Origin of the sequence: Actinomycetospora sp. CA-084318 (assembly GCF_050955885.1) — a bacterium.
In the GTDB taxonomy this organism is placed as follows: domain Bacteria; phylum Actinomycetota; class Actinomycetes; order Mycobacteriales; family Pseudonocardiaceae; genus Actinomycetospora.
In genome coordinates, this window is sequence record NZ_CP192098.1 from 2,350,359 (window position 1) to 2,366,701 (window position 16,343).

Consider the following 16,343-nt stretch of genomic DNA (forward strand, 5'->3'; position numbering starts at 1 on the left):
CGAGCGGCACTCTCGCAGCATCTATGTGCGCGAGAGTGCCGTTCGCTCGGATCGGGACGGCGTCAGTGGCCCGCCGGCTCGTCGGTCCAGAGCCCGTCGCGCTCGTAGAGCGAGCGCAGCGCGACGAGGTGGTCGCGCATCGCCTCCTCGGCGGCGGCGCCGTCGCCCGCGGCGATGTGGTCGGCGATCACCCGGTGCCACTCGTCCACGCGGTCCCACTCCTGGGTCTCGACGCCGACGCGGCGCAGGCGGGTGCGCAGCACGTCGTTCACCGGCTGGCCCATCATCGTGATCATCAGGTTGCCGGTGGCCATGAGCACGGTGGTGTGGAAGTCGAGGTGGCCGACGAAGCCGCTCGGGTCGCGCCCGTCGCGCGGCGCCCCGGCGGCGGTGCGGATGGCCTCGACGGTGTCGGCGTCGGCCCGCTGGGCCGCGAGCCGCGCGGCGGAGGGCTCGAGCAGGAGCCGGGCCTCCAGCAGGTCGTGCAGGCGCAGCTGCGGCGTCATGACGAGCACGCCGAGCGCGCCTCCGACGTCCTCCACGACCCGCGCCGGGTCGGGCGCCAGGACGAACGAGCCGCCCTGCACGCCCCGGGTGGTCTCGATGAGGTGCTGGCTCGCGAGCACGCGCAGCGCCTCACGGACGGTGCTGCGGCTGACCCCGAACGCCTGGCTCAGGTCGGCCTCGTTCGGCAGCCGCTCCCCGGCGCCGAGGCTGCCGCCGACGATCTGGGCCCGCAGCTCGTCGGCGACCTGGCGGTAGGCGGGCCGGACGCGCTGCACCCGCAGCCGCGCCGGGGGCACGGCCCGGGAGGACCCGCCGTCGCCCGCGGCGGCGCCCGCACGGGAGGTCGAGGACGGACGTGTCGGTGCCACGAAGCGTGAGCCTACGCGCCGTGGGAACGGCGACGGCCTGCTTGACACTCAAACGTCCGACGATCGAGCCTCCCCGCCATGTCGGTCGCCGCTGCCACCACGTTCCTGTTCGTCCCGGGCTCCCGGCCCGACCGCTTCGACAAGGCCGCGGCCGCCGGCGCCGACGTCGTGGTGCTGGACCTCGAGGACGCGGTGGCCCCCGACGGCAAGGACGAGGCGCGCCGGGCGGTGGGGCAGTGGTTGGACGGCGGGTCCGCGACCGGCACGGTCGTCGTGCGGATCAACGGCGCCGACACCCCCTGGTTCGCCGACGACCTCGCCGCCGTGGCCGGGCGGGACGTCGTCGTGATGCTCCCGAAGGCCGGCCTGCCGTGGCCTGCGGCGCTGGCCGAGGCCGGGGTCGAGGTCCTCGCGCTCGTGGAGACCGCGGCGGGGCTGCTGGCCGCCGCCGAGGTCGCGAGCAGCCCGAACGTGGTGCGCCTGGCCTTCGGCAGCGTGGACCTCGCGAGCGAGCTGGGCACCGACCACGCCGACCGCGACGCGATGGCGCACGCCCGTGCGGTGCTCGCGCTCGCCTCGCGGGCCGCCGGGCTGCCCGGCCCGGTCGACGGCGTCACCACGGCGGTCCGCGACGAGGAGCTCCTCGTGGCGGACTGCCGCCACGCGCTCTCCCGCGGCTTCACCGCGAAGCTCTGCATCCACCCCGCGCAGATCGGCCCCGCGGACCGCGCGCTGCGCCCCGACGAGGACACGGTGCGGTGGGCCCACGCCGTGGTCGAGGCCGCCGCCGGCGGGGGCGTGGCGGTGGTGGACGGGGCGATGGTCGACCGGCCGGTGGTGGACCGGGCCCGGGCGATCCTGGCGCGGGCGGGGGAGCCCGACCCCCGATGAGCCTTGCGTCGAATACATCGGACTTTTACGGTCGGTGTGACCCGGGCTACAGCCGGTAGCCGGCCGGGTCGGGACGGGCCGCCGTCGGGGAGGCCCGCACGAGGGGAGTGCCGATGACTGCCACCGACCCGCCGGACACCCGGTCGACCGGGACGCGCACCGGTCCGGGACCGGACCTGGCCGCCCGGATCGACCGCCTGCCCGTCGTCACGCGGACCCACCGCCGGTGGGTCGTGGTGCTGGGCGCGCTGTTCGTCTTCGACCTCGTCGACCTCAACTCGTTCGCCTACGCCGCGCCCGCCCTGCGCGCCGAGTGGGGCCTCTCGATCGGCACCGTCGGGCTGGTGACCTCGGCGGGCTTCGTCGGGATGTTCGTCGGGGCGATCGTCGGGGGTCGGCTCTCCGACCGCTTCGGCCGGCGGCCCGTGCTCATCGGCTCGGTGTTCTTCTACTCGACGTTCTCGCTGCTCTCGGCGGCCGCCTGGGACGCGACGAGCCTCGGGGTGCTGCGCGTGCTCACGGGCTTCGGCCTGCAGGCGATGACCGGCGTGCTGCTGGTGTACGTCAGCGAGATGTTCCCCCGGGCGCTGCGCGGGCGCTACCAGGCGATCCTGCTCGCCGTCGGGCTGGCGGGGGTGCCGATCGCGGCCTGGCTGGCCCGCCTCGTCGTCCCGCTCGGGCCGGACGCGTGGCGCTGGATCTTCGTGTTCGGGGCGCTCGGCGCGGTCTTCGGGGCCGTCGCCCTGCGGGTGCTGCCCGAGTCCGCACGGTGGCAGGCGGCGCACGGCCGCACCACACCGGCGACCGAGACCCTGATCGCCCGCATGGAGGACGAGGCGCGCGCCGCGACCGGTCGCGAGCTGCCCACGCCGACGCCGGTCCCGCCCGTACCCGCGGCGACCGTCGGGGACCTGCTGCGCGGGGCGCGTCGGCGGGTGGTGGTCGCGGCCGCCGCGTGCGTGTTCCTCATCCTGAGCTTCTACGGCTTCACCGCCTGGGTGCCGACGCTGCTGGTGGAGCGCGGCTACACCACCGCGCAGTCGCTCACCTTCGCCTCGATCCTCGCCATCGCGGCCGTGCCCGGGGCACTGCTCGCGTTCCCGGTGATCGACCGCGTCGAGCGCAAGACGCTCGTGTTCGGCCTGCAGTGCGTCGTCGCGGTGCTGCTGCTCGTCTTCGGCCTCGTCACCGACCCGGTGTGGATCGTCGTCAGCGGCTTCGCGGCCTCGATGCTCATGCAGACCGGCGTCGCGGTGCTCTACACCTACATCGCCGAGGTCTTCCCGCTCGAGCTGCGCGGGCTCGGCTCCGGGATCGCGAACGGCTCGGGGCGCCTCGCGGGCGTGGTCGGCGGCGTGCTCGTCGCCGCGATCTACACCGGGGCGGGCACGGTCGCGGTGTACGTCTACCTGGCCGTCGCCGCCCTGCTCATGGGCGTGGTCCTGCTGGTGTTCGGCGAGCGCACGAGCAACCGGGCCCTGGAGGACATCAGCGCGGACGCTCTTGCCCGCAAAACCTCAGACGTTTAGCGTCCGAGGAGCCGACGGAAGGAGCACGATGACGGTCAAGGACGGCTGGCGCGGGCGGTTCCTCGAGGACTTCGAGGTGGGTGACGTCTACCAGCACCCGCTGGGACGGACGATCAACGAGACCGACAACACCTGGTTCACGCTCCTGACGATGAACACCAACCAGGCGCACTTCAACGCGCAGGTGGGGGAGTCCTCGGAGTTCGGCCGGATGCTCGTCGCCTCGCCGTTGACGATCGCGATCGCCATGGGCCAGTCGGTCACCGACACCACGCAGAACGCGTTCGCCAACCTCGGCCTCGACGACCTCAAGCTCACCGCGCCGGTGTTCGTCGGCGACACCATCTGGTCGGAGTCGATCGTGCTCGACACGCGCGGGTCGACGAGCCGCCCGCACGCCGGCATCGTCACGATCCGGACCCGCACGCTGAACCAGGACGCGGTCGAGGTGCTGAGCTTCAAGCGCACCTTCTACGTGCACCGCCGCGACTCCGCGGGCTCGGCGTCGCTGTTCCCGCAGGCCGCCACGCCGCTCACGCTCGAGGAGGCGCAGGCGTGAGGCCGCTCGAGGACATCCGGATCGTCTCGCTCGAGCAGTACGGGGCCGGGCCGTTCGGGTCGATGCACCTCGCCGACCTCGGCGCCGAGATCATCAAGATCGAGGACCCGAGCTCGGGCGGGGACATCGGGCGCTACGTCCCGCCCTACGCCGGTGGCGAGGACTCGCTGTTCTTCGAGTCGTTCAACAAGAACAAGTCCTCGATGCTGCTCGACATCCGCACCGACGCCGGGCGCGAGGTCTTCCACGACCTCGTGCGCTCCGCCGACGCGGTGTACTCCAACCTGCGCGGCGACGTGCCGGCCAAGCTCGGGATCCGCTACGAGGACCTCAAGCACGTCAACCCGCGGATCGTCTGCTGCTCGCTCACCGGGTTCGGGATGACCGGCCCGCGCGCCGAGGAGCCGGGTTACGACTACGTGCTCCAGGCCCTCGCCGGGTGGATGTCGGTGACCGGCGAGCCCGGCGGCGCGCCGCAGAAGACCGGGCTGTCCCTCGTGGACTACAGCGGTGGGTTCGTCGCCGCGATCGGCCTGCTCGCCGGCATCCACGCCGCCCGCCGTGACGGCGTCGGCACCGACTGCGACCTCTCGCTCTACGACACCGCGGTCAGCCTCCTGACCTACCCCGCCACCTGGCACATGACCGAGGGCTTCACCCCGGCCCGCACCCACCACTCGGCCCACCCGTCGCTCGTGCCGTTCCAGGCGTTCGAGGCGGCCGACGGCTGGCTGGTGGTCGGGTGCGCGAAGGAGAAGTTCTGGGTGCGGCTCACCGAGGTGATGGGCCGCCCGGAGCTCGCGACCGACCCGCGCTTCGCGTCGTTCGCCGACCGCGACCGGAACCGCGACGTCATCGTCCCGCTCCTCGAGGAGGCCTTCCGCGAGCGGACCGTGGCCGAGTGGCTCGAGCCGCTGCACGCCGCGCGCATCCCGTCCGCGCCGATCCAGGAGGTCGCCGGCGCGCTCGACGACCCGCACACCCTGGCCCGCGCGCTCGTCGTCGAGACCGAGCACCCGCGGTTCGGCACCGTGCGCTCGCTGCGCTCGCCGGTGCGGGTGGGCCCGCCCGGGGACGACGTCGCCCCCGCCCGCGGCGGGCCCGCGATGGGCCAGGACACCGACGCCGTGCTCGCCGGGCTCGGGTACGACGACGAGCGCATCGCCGCCCTGCGCGCCGCGGCCGCGTTCGGCCCGCCGCCGGACCCGGAGACCGCCGCGGTGCCGCTGTCGCAGGTCGGCTCCGGAGCCCCCGCGGCCGAGCACCCCGTTCCCGAGGCGCCGTCGGCGCCGACCCGCTGAAGGAGACACCGTGGACTTCACCCTGTCCGACGAGCAGCGGCTCTACCGCGAGACGCTGCGGGACTTCGTCGACCGCGAGATCGTGCCGGTCGCCCGCGACTGGGAGCACTCCGGCCGGTACCCGACGGAGATCGTCGAGAGCATGAAGAAGCTCGGCCTCTTCGGGCTGTCGATCCCCGAGGAGTACGGCGGGATCGCGGCCGACACCGTCTCCTTCGCGCTGACCTTCGAGGAGATCGCCCGGGGCTGGATGGGCATCGCCGGCATCCTCGGCAGCCACTCCGTGTCGAGCTGGATGATCGCCCGGCACGGCACCCAGGAGCAGCGGGACGCCTACCTGCCCGAGCTGGCCACCGGCGAGCGGCGTACCGGTATCGCGCTCACCGAGCCGGGCGCCGGCACCGACCTGCAGGGCATCTCCACGACGGCCCGCCGCGACGGGGACGACTACGTCATCACCGGCACCAAGACGTGGATCACCAACGCCCGGCACGCCGACCCGCTGCCGGTGCTCGTCAAGACCGACCCGAGGGCCGAGCCCGCGCACAAGGGCATGAGCATCCTGCTCGTCCCCGCCGACGCCGAGGGTTTCGCGGTCTCCAAGGACATCGGCAAGCTCGGCTACAAGGGCACCGAGTCCTGCGAGGTCGTGCTCGACGAGGTCCGGGTCCCGTCCTCGCAGCTGCTCGGCGGCGTGGAGGGCAAGGGCCTGCAGCAGGCGCTGTCCTCCCTGGAGACGGGGCGGATCAACATCGCGGCCCGCTCGGTCGGCATCGCGCAGCGGGCCTACGACGAGGCCCTCGCCTACGCCCGCGACCGGACGGCGTTCAAGCAGCCGATCGGTGACTTCCAGGCCGTGCAGCTGCGGCTCGCCGAGATCGCGGTGCAGCTGCAGGCCGCGCGGCTGATGACCTACTGGGCGGCCTCGCGGATGGACGACGGCGTCCGGATGGACACCGAGTCCGGCATGGCGAAGGTGTTCGCGTCGGAGACCGCGCTGCAGTGCGCCACCGACGCCATGCGCATCCACGGCGGCTACGGCTACTCCACCGAGTTCGAGATCGAGCGGCTCTACCGCGACGCCCCGCTCATGTCGATCGGCGAGGGCACCAACGACGTGCTGCGCACCGGCATCGCGAAGTCGCTGCTGGCGGGCAAGGCGACGGTGGGATGAGCTTCCCGACGGCGGACGGGCTCCGGGACCAGGCCGCCCGGCTCGGCTTCACCCTCGACGACGACCTCGTCGAGGCCATGCACACCGCCGTCGCCGGTGCGGAGCCCGCGATCACCGCGCTGCGCGACCGGCCCCGCGCGATGGACCTGGCGGCCGACCCGGCCGACGGGGACCGGTGGGTGCGCCGTCCCGACCGCACCGCGGGCGTCGTCGGGAACCTCCCTGACGACGACCCAGACGGCATCGGCGGCCTGCTCGCCGCCTACGCGGCGGGGGAGCGGACGCCCGAGGACGAGATCGCCCGGGCGCTGCACGACCTGCGGGCCGCGCACGAGGAGCTGAACTGCACGATCCGGTTCCTCGACGACCGCGCCGCCGCGTCCGCCGCGGAGTCCGCGCGCCGCTGGCGCGACGGGACCGCGCGCCCCCTGGAGGGCGTGCCGTTCGGGGTCAAGGACGTCATCGACGTCGCCGGGGTCCCGACGACCGCCGGCTCCTGGTGCCACGGCGACGCGCCGGCGGCGACGTCGGCGGAGGTCGTCCGGCGGCTCGAGGCGGCCGGGGCGATCCCGGTCAGCAAGGACGGGACCACCGAGTTCGCGGTCGGCGGCCCGAACCCGCCGCGCTTCGGGCCGGTGCGCAACCCGTGGCACCGCGAGCGGTGGGCGGGCGGGTCGTCGACCGGGTCCGCCGCGGCGGTCGCGGCGGGCGCGGTGCCGTTCGCGCTCGGGACCGACGTCGGCGGCTCGGTGCGGCTGCCGTCGGCGTGGACCGGGCTGACCGGGCTGAAGCCGACGGCCGGGGCGATCTCGCGGTCCGGGGTGGTGCCGCTGTCGTGGACCGCGGAGACGGTCGGCCCGATCGCGCACGGCGCCGCCGACGTCGCGCGCGTCTTCGAGGTGCTGGCCGGCACCGATGACCGCGATCCGCGGTCCTGGCGCCCCGTCGTCGTCGAGAACGCGCCCTCGGACGTCCGTGGGCTGCGGATCGCGGTGCCGGGCGGAGCACTCACCGAGCTGTGCGACGCCGAGGTGCGGGCCGGGGTGGACGCGCTGGTCGCCGAGCTGGTCGACGCGGGCGCGGAGGTGGTGCCGGGCGAGATCCCGGGGGCCGCCGCGGCGTTGGCGATCGGCTACCTGATCGTGTTCACCGAGGCCGCGACGCTGCACCGCGTCGACCGGGACCGCTGGGGCGACTACGACCCGGTGGTGGTCCGCCGGATCAGCCAGGGCATCACGACCCCCGCGCAGGACTACCTGCGGGCGCAGCAGTTCCGGGTCGAGCTGCAGCGCGAGCTGGACGCGGTGTTCGCGCACGCGGACCTGGTCGTCGTGCCGACCTGCCCGTCGACTGCGCCGCGCCTGGACGGCACGGTCGTCGTCGACGGGGTCGAATACCCGCTCTACGCGGCGCAGTCGCGCTCGACGATGCTCGGCAACCTCACCGGTGTCCCGGGGCTCGCCGTGCCCACCGGGTTCGCCGCCGACGGCTGCCCGACCTCCGCCCAGCTGATCGCGCCGCCGCACGCCGAGGCGACCGCGCTGCGCGCCGCGCAGGTGTTCCAGTCCCGGACCGCGCACCATCGGCTCCGACCCGCACCCGTCACACGGAAGACTTCCGACCGATAAACGTCTGATGTATTTTCGTGGTCCGGCTCACAACAGGACGCTCCCTCGGAAGGTGTGGTCACGATGGACTTCGGGGTCTTCATCCCGATCGGCAACAACGGCTGGCTGATCTCGGAGAACTCTCCGCAGTACAAGCCCTCGTTCGACCTCAACCGCCGCGTGGTGCAGGAGGCGGAGGCGCAGGGCTTCGCGTTCGCGCTCTCGATGATCAAGCTGCGCGGCTTCGGCGGGAAGACCGAGTTCTGGGACCACAACCTCGAGTCGTTCACGCTCATGGCGGGCCTCGCCGCCGTCACCGAGCGGATCAAGCTCTACGCGTCGACGGCCGTGCTGACGCTGCCCCCGGCGCTCGTGGCCCGCATGGCCTCGACGATCGACTCGATCGCCCCCGGCCGCTTCGGCGTCAACATCGTCTCCGGCTGGGCCAAGGGCGAGTACGAGCAGATGGGGCTCTGGCCCGGCGACGACTACTTCGGCTACCGCTACGACTACTCGACCGAGTACGTGAAGGTACTGCGCGACCTCTGGGAGACCGGGCGCTGCGACCTCGACGGCCAGTACTTCCAGATGAAGGACTGCGTGCTGTCGCCGCGGCCCACCGGCAAGGTCGACATCGTCTGCGCCGGGCAGTCCGACCGTGGCATGCAGTTCTGCGCCGAGTACGGCGACTACAACTTCATCCTCGCCCCGGGCGTCAACGACCCGCAGGTCTACCGCGAGCCCACCGAGCGCCTCGCGAAGGCCGCCTCGGCGAGCGGGCGCGACGTCCGCTCCCTGCCGCTGTTCATGGCGATCATGGCCGAGACCGACGAGGAGGCCCGCGCGAAGTGGGACTCCTACCAGGCCGGCGCCGACCTCGCCGCCCTCGGCTACATGTCCGACGAGGGCAGCAACGACACGACCGCCGACGAGTCCGGCACCGCGCGCACGATCAACCTCCCCGAGGGCGCGGTCAACTTCAACATGGCGACGCTCGTGGGCTCCTACGAGACCGTCGCCCGCCAGATCGACCAGGTCGCGGACATGCCCGGTGTCGAGGGGATGATGTTCACCTTCGACGACTTCGAGCAGGGCGTCCACGACTTCGGGACCAAGGTCAAGCCGCTCCTGGGGTGACTGCGTCCTGTGAGTAGAAATCCGTGCTCCAGCACGGATTTCTGCTCACGGGCCTCGGCACCTCCACCGTCGAAGGAGAGTCAACGATGACGATCGACAGCCCGCCGCGGACCTCGCTCGCCGCCGCCGTCGGGGACTTCGCGGCCGGCCTCGCACCCGGCGGCGTCCCGGACGAGGTCCTCGAGCGCGCCCGCTACCTCGTGCTCGACGCGGTCGGGCTGGCGTTCGCCTCCACCGTCTACGACTTCCCGACGAAGGCCCGCGACGCGCTGGGGCGGCTCGGCGCCGGCGAGCACCCCGTGCTCGGGATGCCCGACCGGCTCGCCCCGCGCGACGCGGCCACCCTCAACGGGGTCCTCGTGCACGGGATGGACTTCGACGACACGCACATCCCCGCGGTCACGCACGTCTCCGCCGCCGCGCTGCCGGCGGCGATCTCTGCGGCGACGACGGCGGGCGCGACCACCCGCGACCTCCTGCTCGCCTACGTGCTCGGCGTCGAGGTGTCGGCGCGGGTCGGGCTCGGCGGTGCGGGCGGCTTCCACGACGTCGGGTTCCACCCGACCGCGGTGGCCGGGGCGTTCGGCGCGGCGGTCACGGCGGCGAAGCTGTGGGGCCTGGACGCCGCGGGCATCACCGCGGCCCAGGGCATCGTCGGCTCGATGTCGGCGGGGCTGCTGGAGTTCCTCGAGGACGGCTCCTGGACCAAGCGCCTGCACCCGGGATGGGCCGCGAGCTCCGGCATGACGGCGGCGGCGTTCGCCGAGCAGGCCTGGCGCGGCCCGGCCGCGGTGTACGAGGGCCGGTTCGGGCTCTACGCCACCCACCTGCAGGCCCGCGAGTCCGACGCGTCGGCGGTGGCCGACGGGCTGGGGGAGCGGTGGGAGCTGATGCGCACCGCGGTGAAGCCGTATCCGATCTGCCACTTCATCCACGCGTTCGCCGACGCGACGCTCGCGCTGCGCGCAGAGCACGGCGTGCGCCCGGAGGACGTCCGGTCGATCCGGTGCGCGATCCACCCGGTGCCCGGGAAGGTCGTCTGCGAGCCGCCGGCCAACAAGTGGGCGCCCCGCGACGAGTACGACGCCAAGTTCTCGCTGCCCTACGTGGTGGCCACGGCCCTGCGCCGCGGGCGCTTCGGGCTCGCCGAGCTCGACGACGACGCGCTGGGCGACCCGGCGACCCTGGAGCTGACCCGCCGGGTCGAGGTCGTCGAGGACCACGACGGCGCCTTCCCCCGGGCGTACTCCGGCTACGTCGAGCTCGAGCTCGCCGACGGGACCCGGCTGACTCGTCGGGAACAGATCAATCGCGGGCACGACGAGCGCCCGCTCAGCAACGCCGACATCGACGCCAAGTTCGCCGAGACGATCGGGACGGCGGCCGACCGGGCCACCGCCGACCGGGTCCGGGCCGCCGTGCTCGGCCTCGGCGACGACACCCCGGCGATCGACTTCGCCGAGGCCTGCCGTGGGTGACGTGCGGGTCGGGGTCTTCCTGACCCACCAGCGTCGTCCGGACCAGGACCCCCGCACGGTGCTCGCCGAGCAGCTGGCGCTCGTCCGCACCGCGCGCGACGAGGGCCTCGACTCGGTGTTCGCCGGGCAGCACCACCTGGCGGCGTCGTTCGCGCACATCCAGCCGCTGCCGTGGCTCGCGCGGGTGGCGGCCGAGGCGGGGGAGATGACGGTCGGCACCGGCATCCACCTGCTCGCGCTGCACCACCCGGTGGACACCGCCGAGGCCTACGCGAGCCTCGACGTCGTCACCGGCGGTCGCTCGGTGTTCGGGGTCGGCCTCGGCTACCGCGCCGAGGAGTACGCCGCGTTCGGGGTGCCGCCGGAGGAGAAGGTCCGGCGGTTCACCGAGAACCTGGACATCGTCCGGGCGCTGTGGCGCGGCGAGACGGTGACCCGCGACCTGCCGTGGACCCGCCTCGACGGTGCGCAGGCGCTGATGCGGCCGGTGGCCGAGCCGCCGGTGTGGATGGCGGCGAACTCGGACAACGCGGTCCGCCGCGCCGCCCGTCTGGCGGACGCCTGGATGATCAACCCGCACGCGACGGCGGCGACCGTGTACCGGCAGCTGGAGCTGTACGACGCGGAGCGCGCGGCGCACGGCCGTGGCCCGGGGTCGTCCCGACCGCTGATGCGCGAGGTGTTCTGCGCGGACACCCGCGAGGAGGCCCTGGAGCGGGCCCGCCCGTTCCTGCAGGGCAAGTACGAGGTCTACGCCGACTGGGGCCAGGACCGCGTGATGCCCGACCGGGAGTCGTTCCGGATGGAGTTCGCCGCGCTCGCCGACGACCGCTTCGTCATCGGCGATCCCGACGACTGCCGCCGCGCCCTGCTCGCCTGGCGCCAGCTCGGCATCGACCACTTCGTCCTGCGCACCGACTGGGCCGGCATGCCGCTGGAGTCCAGCCGCCGCTCGGTCGAGCTCCTCGCCCGTGAGGTGGCCCCGGCCCTGCGGGAGTCCGCGGTGGTCGCGGCCGGGTGAGCCGGGCGCGATGACGGCGGTCGTGGGGGTGCCCGGGACGGTGTGCTCGCCGGCCGTGTTCGACCCGGTGGCGGCGCTCGTGCCCGGGGTGCGCGCGGTGTCGTGGATGACCGCGCCGGGTCCCTGGACCGTGCCCGCCGTCGCCGCCCGGATCGCGGGGGACCTGACCGCGCCGGTGGTGCTGGTCGGGCACTCCACCGGCGGGGCGATCGCGACGACGCTGGCCGCGGCGCGGCCCGACCTCGTCGTGGGGCTCGTCCTCGTCGACACCGGAGCGCACATGCGGCGCCACGGCGACGTCGACGCGATCATCGACCGGTTCGCCGCGCAGTGGGGGCGCGAGGCGCTCTCGGCGGTGCTCGACCGGTCGTTCGCGACCCCACCGCCGCCCGACGTGCGCGCCCAGCTGCTCGCCTACGCCGAGGCGGTGCCGCGGGAGGCGGCCGTCGAGGTGCTGCGCAGCCAGCGCGACCTCGACCTGACCGACGTCCTCCCGACGATCACCTGCCCGGCCGCGGTGGTGCACGGCGTGCACGACCGCGCCCGGTCGTCGGCCGAGGCGGAGGAGCTCGCCGCCCTCCTGCCCGACGCGGAGCTGTCGTGGGCCGACTGCGGCCACACTCCCGTGTACGAGGAGTCCGCGGTGGTGGCCGCGGCGATCCGGTCGGTGCTCGACCGGACGCCCTAGGCTCCGTGGGTGCCTCGTCGGCGGATCACCGCGCTCGTGCTGGTCGGGCTCGCGATCCTGTGGCTCCCGCTGAACCAGCCGGTCGAGGGGCCGAAGCTGCTCGTGCTCTCCGAGACCCACGCCGTGACCACGGCCGACCTGCTCTCGGTCGCGCTGGTGCTGGTGGCCGTGTGGTTGTGGTTCTCGGCCCGGTCGCGCTGAGGGGTCAGCGCACCCCGGCGCGGCTGTGCCGGGGCGCCTCGGTGGGGAACGGGTGTGGCGGGGTCGGTCGCCCGGTCGGTGCGGCGTGCCCCGAGGGTGCGGCGTGGGCGGGCACCGTCTCGGCGTCGTACCCGCGTCGGGGGCCCACCGGCGGTGCGGGCGGTGCGGGCGGCGCGGGCGGCGGGGTCGGGCGGTGCGGGGCGACCGGACCACGCGCGTCGTCGGGAAGGGCGTTCCGCTCGGCCTGCAGCTCGGCCTGCGCCTCCAGGAGGTCGCGGATCTGCGTGAGCAGTTCGACGTCGGTCGCCTGCGCCGGGCCGGCCTCCTCACCGCGCAGCCGGCGGTTCTGCAGGGCCTTCATCGGGGCGACGACGAGGAAGTAGACGACGCCGGCGGTGATCAGGAAGGTGATGGCCTGGTTGATGAAGTCGGCGTAGTCGAACCCGACGCCGTTGACGCGCACGGTGCCGCGGAACTGGTCGCCGCCGGGGGAGAGCAGCTGGATCAGCGGCTTGAGGAACGAGTCGGTGAAGGCGTTGACGACCGCCGTGAAGGCGGCACCGATGACGACCGCCACCGAGAGGTCGATGACGTTCCCGCGCAGCAGGAAGTCCTTGAATCCCTTGAGCATGGTGGTCCTCGGGCCGGGGAGCTGGGGAGCGTGAGTGGCGAGGCTAAGGACCGTGCCCCGGGGTCGTCGCGGTCCGGACGGCGGGTCGCGGTGGGCCGGGCGTACGGTGCGGTGAGCGTGTCGCGGGTCCCGGGGCGCGCTCCGGACACCGCGCGACACGCGCCGCCGACCGAACTCAGCCGGGGAGGGTCGTCGTCGTGGTGGTCCTGGGGGTCGTCGAGCGGCGGCTCGTGGTCGAGGCGGCCGGTGCCGTCGAGCGGGTGCCGCTGCGGCTGGTCGGGACGACGGGCGGGGCGGCGACCGGCGGAGTCACGGCGGTGGAGGGCGCCGGTGCCTCCGCGACCGGGGAGGGCTGCGCGTCGTCGTCCGCGTTCAGCGCGACGACGATCCCCGCGACGGTCGCGAGCCCCAGCGCCGCCGCGCCCCCGCCGAGCACGAGCGCGAGCCGCATGCGGGGTCGCGGCCGACGGTGGTGGGTGCGGGCGGACTCGAACGGCCGCGTCGGTGGACGGGCGGGGACGTCGTTGCCGGTCGGCGTCTCGTCGGCCTCCGGCGCGGCGTGGCGGCCCGTGGTCGGCGGCGTGTCGGTGGGTTCCGGCCGCGCGTGTCGACCGGTCACCGTGCTCTGTTCGGACATCGGCGCCTCCTGCCCTTCACCGGATGCAACGCGCGACACGCCGGGAAGTCACTCGACCGGAGGATGTGGATCACCCGTGTACTCCGAGCGGGCGAAGTTCCACTCCGCCGGTTAACCCCGCTCTGATCGTCTGCGACTCGCCCGGTGACATCGCACGACCGGTCGGGGGAGCAGCAGGGATGACGACGACGAACACCTGGGGACGTTGGAGCGCCGAGGACGAGGCGACCGAGGCGGTGACGGTCGAGCTGGTGATCCCGGCCCCGCGTCCGCTGCAGCCGCCGCAGCCCTTCGCGCACCGGCCGGTGCTCGCGCCGCCGGTGCCGCCGGCAGGCGGGGTGTTCGTGCCCCCCGCGCCGCCGACGAACCCGCTCGCGATCGCGGGCTTCGCGGTCGCCCTCGTCGGGGCGGTCCTGGCCCTCCTGCCGGTGGTCGGCGTCGTGTCGTGGCTGCTCTCACCGGTCGGGCTCGGGCTCTCCGTCGCGGGCGTCGTCGCCGCGCGGAGCCGGTCCGACGTCGGGCGCGGGCTCTCGATCGCGGGGGTGGTGCTGGGTGCGCTGGGGCTGCTGATCTGCACGCTGTACGCGCTGTTCTTCGTCGCACTCGCCTCGACGCCGGTGGCCGCGCCGGCGATGCCGACCGTGCCGAGCCCCGTCGTCGTGACCTCGCCGGTCCCGGTGGCCGAGTCGCCCGTGGTCGACGAGGAGCCGACCTACACGCTGCCGACGTCCTCGGCGCCGTCCGTGCCGGCCTCCGCGGTGCCGACGGTCGAGGCGCCGCCGACGACCACGACCACCCGGGCGTCCGTCCCTGCCGGCAGCCTCGGGGCCGGCACGTACGCCGTCGGTTCGCGCATCACGCCGGGGACGTGGTCCACGGAGGGCGGCGAGTTCTGTACCTGGTCGCGGCTGTCCGAGGCCGACGGCGAGTCCGACTCCTTCCTCGCGGGCGGCGTGGCGGAGGGCCCGACGACGATGGTGGTCAAGGCCTCCGACGCCTACGTGAAGTTCTCCGGCCCCTGCAGCTGGTCGCGCAGCTGAGGCCCGCGCGACACCGAGATCGCGACGAGCCGCGCGATGTGATCGGTGAGCGAGCACATCGCGCGGCGGAACAGGATCTTGGCGTGGCGGACCCGGCCCGAGCCGTCGTCGGGAAGGGCTACCGCGCCAGCGACCGCAGCAGCAGGGTCTCCGCGAGGACGCAGCGGCGGAACATCCCGAGGTGCAGGCTCTCGTCGATCCCGTGCCAGCGGGAGGCCGGGTCGCCGACGCCGGTGACGAGGACGGTCGCGCCCGGGAAGGTGCGGGCGAACTCGGCGATGAACGGGATGGTGCCGCCCATGCCCATCTCGACGGTCTCGGCGCCGAAGGCGGTGGAGAGCGCCTCGCGGGCGAGGTCGTACACGGACCCGGTGGGCGACAGCGCGAACGGCTCGCCCGAGGCGTGGAGCGACACCTCCAGCCCGACGCCCCACGGCGCCTGGCGCGCCAGGTGCTCGCGTACGGCGGCGAAGGCCGACTCCGTCGAGTCGCCCGGAGCCAGCCGCACGCTGATCATCGCCCGGGCCCGGTGCACGAGGATGTTCGCCGCACCCTCGACGGCGGGGGCGTCGATGCCGAGCACCGCGATCGCCGGCTGCTGGGCGATGCGCTCCTCGATGGTGCCGGTGCCGAGCAGGTCGACGCCGTCGAGCACGCCGGCGTCACCGCGGAACTGCTCCTCGGACATCCCCGGCACGTCGGACGAGCCGCGGACGAGTCCGGGCACGGCGACCGACCCCTTGTCGTCGTGCAGGGTCGCGAGCAGGCGGCAGAGCGCGGTCAGCGCGTCCCCGGCCGGCCCGCCGAACACCCCCGAGTGCACGGCGCGCTCGAGCATCGACACCTCGACGACGATGTTCGTGAGGCCGCGCAGCGACGTCGTCAGCGCCGGGACGTCGACGGCCGGGTTGCCCGCGTCGGCGATGACGATGACGTCCGCGGCGAGTTCGGCGTGGTGCTCGGCGAGCAGGGCGGACAGGGTCGGCGACCCCGACTCCTCCTCGCCCTCCACGAACAGCGTCACCCCGACCGGCGGGCGGCCGTCGTAGGCGCGCAGCGTCGCGAGGTGGGTCATCACGCCGGCCTTGTCGTCGGCGGCGCCGCGCCCGTAGAGCCGGCCGTCGCGCTCGGTGGGCTCGAACGGGGCGCTGGTCCAGAGGTCGTCGCCGCCGGTGGGCTGCACGTCGTGGTGGGCGTAGAGCATCACCGTCGGCTGCCCCTCGGGAGCCGGCCAGTGCGCGACGACGGCCGGTGCCCCGCCCTCGGCCGCCAGCACCTGGACCGACGCCGCGCCGGCCTGGCGGGCGAGCGTGGCCACGGCGTCCGCCGAGCGCCGCGTGTCCTCGCGGTGGGCCGGGTCCGCCCAGATGCTCGGGATGCGCACGAGACCGTCGAGGTCGCGCCGGGCGTCGGGGAGCACCGCGTCGACGGCGGCCTGCAGGTCCGCGGGTACGTCAGCCATGCCACGACCCTAGGACCCGGCGCAGCTGCCGTCCTGCTCCACACGATCGGAGCAACTTCCTCCGGTGCGGGAGCTCCGGACTCCCGCACCTGCGGCGCGAGAACCCGCCCCG

General features: G+C 74.2%; 15 protein-coding genes and 1 pseudogene. 12 read left to right on the top strand and 4 right to left on the bottom strand.

Features of this window, described 5'->3' with window-relative positions:
- Positions 1–62 precede the first annotated feature (62 nt).
- Complete coding sequence (locus ACQPYX_RS11510; RefSeq protein ID WP_433803043.1) at positions 63–875, bottom strand: FadR/GntR family transcriptional regulator; 813 nt, start codon at positions 873–875, stop codon at positions 63–65.
- A gap of 78 nt (positions 876–953) precedes the next feature.
- Between ACQPYX_RS11510 and ACQPYX_RS11515 the strand changes: the two genes are divergently transcribed.
- The 11 genes from ACQPYX_RS11515 to ACQPYX_RS11565 all read left to right on the top strand — a co-directional run bounded on the left by ACQPYX_RS11515 (position 954) and on the right by ACQPYX_RS11565 (position 12,461).
- Entirely contained in the window at positions 954–1,766 is an 813-nt protein-coding gene (locus tag ACQPYX_RS11515; RefSeq protein WP_433803044.1) for an HpcH/HpaI aldolase/citrate lyase family protein, read from the top strand.
- A gap of 113 nt (positions 1,767–1,879) precedes the next feature.
- Positions 1,880–3,295, top strand: coding sequence for an MFS transporter (locus tag ACQPYX_RS11520; RefSeq protein WP_433803045.1), 1,416 nt, complete (start codon positions 1,880–1,882; stop codon positions 3,293–3,295).
- A gap of 28 nt (positions 3,296–3,323) precedes the next feature.
- Complete coding sequence (locus ACQPYX_RS11525) at positions 3,324–3,854, top strand: MaoC family dehydratase (RefSeq protein ID WP_433803046.1); 531 nt, start codon at positions 3,324–3,326, stop codon at positions 3,852–3,854.
- Positions 3,851–5,155 (top strand): CaiB/BaiF CoA transferase family protein, encoded by a 1,305-nt coding sequence (locus ACQPYX_RS11530; RefSeq protein ID WP_433803047.1) that lies wholly within the window; start codon positions 3,851–3,853, stop codon positions 5,153–5,155. Before ACQPYX_RS11525 ends, ACQPYX_RS11530 begins: the two co-directional genes overlap by 4 nt.
- A 10-nt stretch (positions 5,156–5,165) precedes the next feature.
- Positions 5,166–6,329 carry an acyl-CoA dehydrogenase family protein gene (locus ACQPYX_RS11535; RefSeq protein ID WP_433803048.1) on the top strand — a complete coding sequence of 388 codons (1,164 nt, stop codon included), beginning with the start codon at positions 5,166–5,168 and terminating at the stop codon, positions 6,327–6,329.
- Positions 6,326–7,957: an amidase family protein gene (locus ACQPYX_RS11540; protein ID WP_433803049.1), complete on the top strand. Its 1,632-nt coding sequence runs from the start codon at positions 6,326–6,328 to the stop codon at positions 7,955–7,957. Before ACQPYX_RS11535 ends, ACQPYX_RS11540 begins: the two co-directional genes overlap by 4 nt.
- 63 nt (positions 7,958–8,020) lie before the next feature.
- Positions 8,021–9,073: a pyrimidine utilization protein A gene (rutA, locus tag ACQPYX_RS11545; RefSeq protein WP_433803050.1), complete on the top strand. Its 1,053-nt coding sequence runs from the start codon at positions 8,021–8,023 to the stop codon at positions 9,071–9,073.
- An 86-nt stretch (positions 9,074–9,159) separates the two neighbouring features.
- Positions 9,160–10,551, top strand: a complete 1,392-nt coding sequence (locus ACQPYX_RS11550) for an MmgE/PrpD family protein (protein WP_433803051.1) — start codon at positions 9,160–9,162, stop codon at positions 10,549–10,551.
- The gene (locus ACQPYX_RS11555; RefSeq protein WP_433803052.1) at positions 10,544–11,572 is read left to right on the top strand and encodes an LLM class flavin-dependent oxidoreductase; all 1,029 of its coding nucleotides are present in this window, start codon (positions 10,544–10,546) and stop codon (positions 11,570–11,572) included. Before ACQPYX_RS11550 ends, ACQPYX_RS11555 begins: the two co-directional genes overlap by 8 nt.
- Before the next feature lie 10 nt (positions 11,573–11,582).
- Complete coding sequence (locus ACQPYX_RS11560; protein WP_433803053.1) at positions 11,583–12,260, top strand: alpha/beta fold hydrolase; 678 nt, start codon at positions 11,583–11,585, stop codon at positions 12,258–12,260.
- A gap of 9 nt (positions 12,261–12,269) precedes the next feature.
- Complete coding sequence (locus ACQPYX_RS11565) at positions 12,270–12,461, top strand: hypothetical protein (RefSeq protein ID WP_433803054.1); 192 nt, start codon at positions 12,270–12,272, stop codon at positions 12,459–12,461.
- Between the two features lie 247 nt (positions 12,462–12,708).
- Here ACQPYX_RS11565 and mscL read toward each other — a convergent pair.
- Both mscL and ACQPYX_RS11575 read right to left on the bottom strand, forming a co-directional pair.
- Positions 12,709–13,092 (bottom strand): annotated as a pseudogene (gene mscL, locus ACQPYX_RS11570) (large conductance mechanosensitive channel protein MscL); the annotation flags it as partial.
- 175 nt (positions 13,093–13,267) lie between these two features.
- On the bottom strand, positions 13,268–13,729 hold the full coding sequence (locus tag ACQPYX_RS11575; protein ID WP_433803055.1) for a hypothetical protein: 462 nt from the start codon (positions 13,727–13,729) through the stop codon (positions 13,268–13,270).
- A 179-nt stretch (positions 13,730–13,908) separates the two neighbouring features.
- Between ACQPYX_RS11575 and ACQPYX_RS11580 the strand changes: the two genes are divergently transcribed.
- Complete coding sequence (locus ACQPYX_RS11580; RefSeq protein WP_433803056.1) at positions 13,909–14,769, top strand: DUF4190 domain-containing protein; 861 nt, start codon at positions 13,909–13,911, stop codon at positions 14,767–14,769.
- Positions 14,770–14,887: 118 nt separating this feature from the next.
- Here ACQPYX_RS11580 and ACQPYX_RS11585 read toward each other — a convergent pair whose 3' ends face one another.
- Complete coding sequence (locus ACQPYX_RS11585) at positions 14,888–16,231, bottom strand: dipeptidase (RefSeq protein ID WP_433803057.1); 1,344 nt, start codon at positions 16,229–16,231, stop codon at positions 14,888–14,890.
- Between the last annotated feature and the right edge of the window lie 112 nt (positions 16,232–16,343).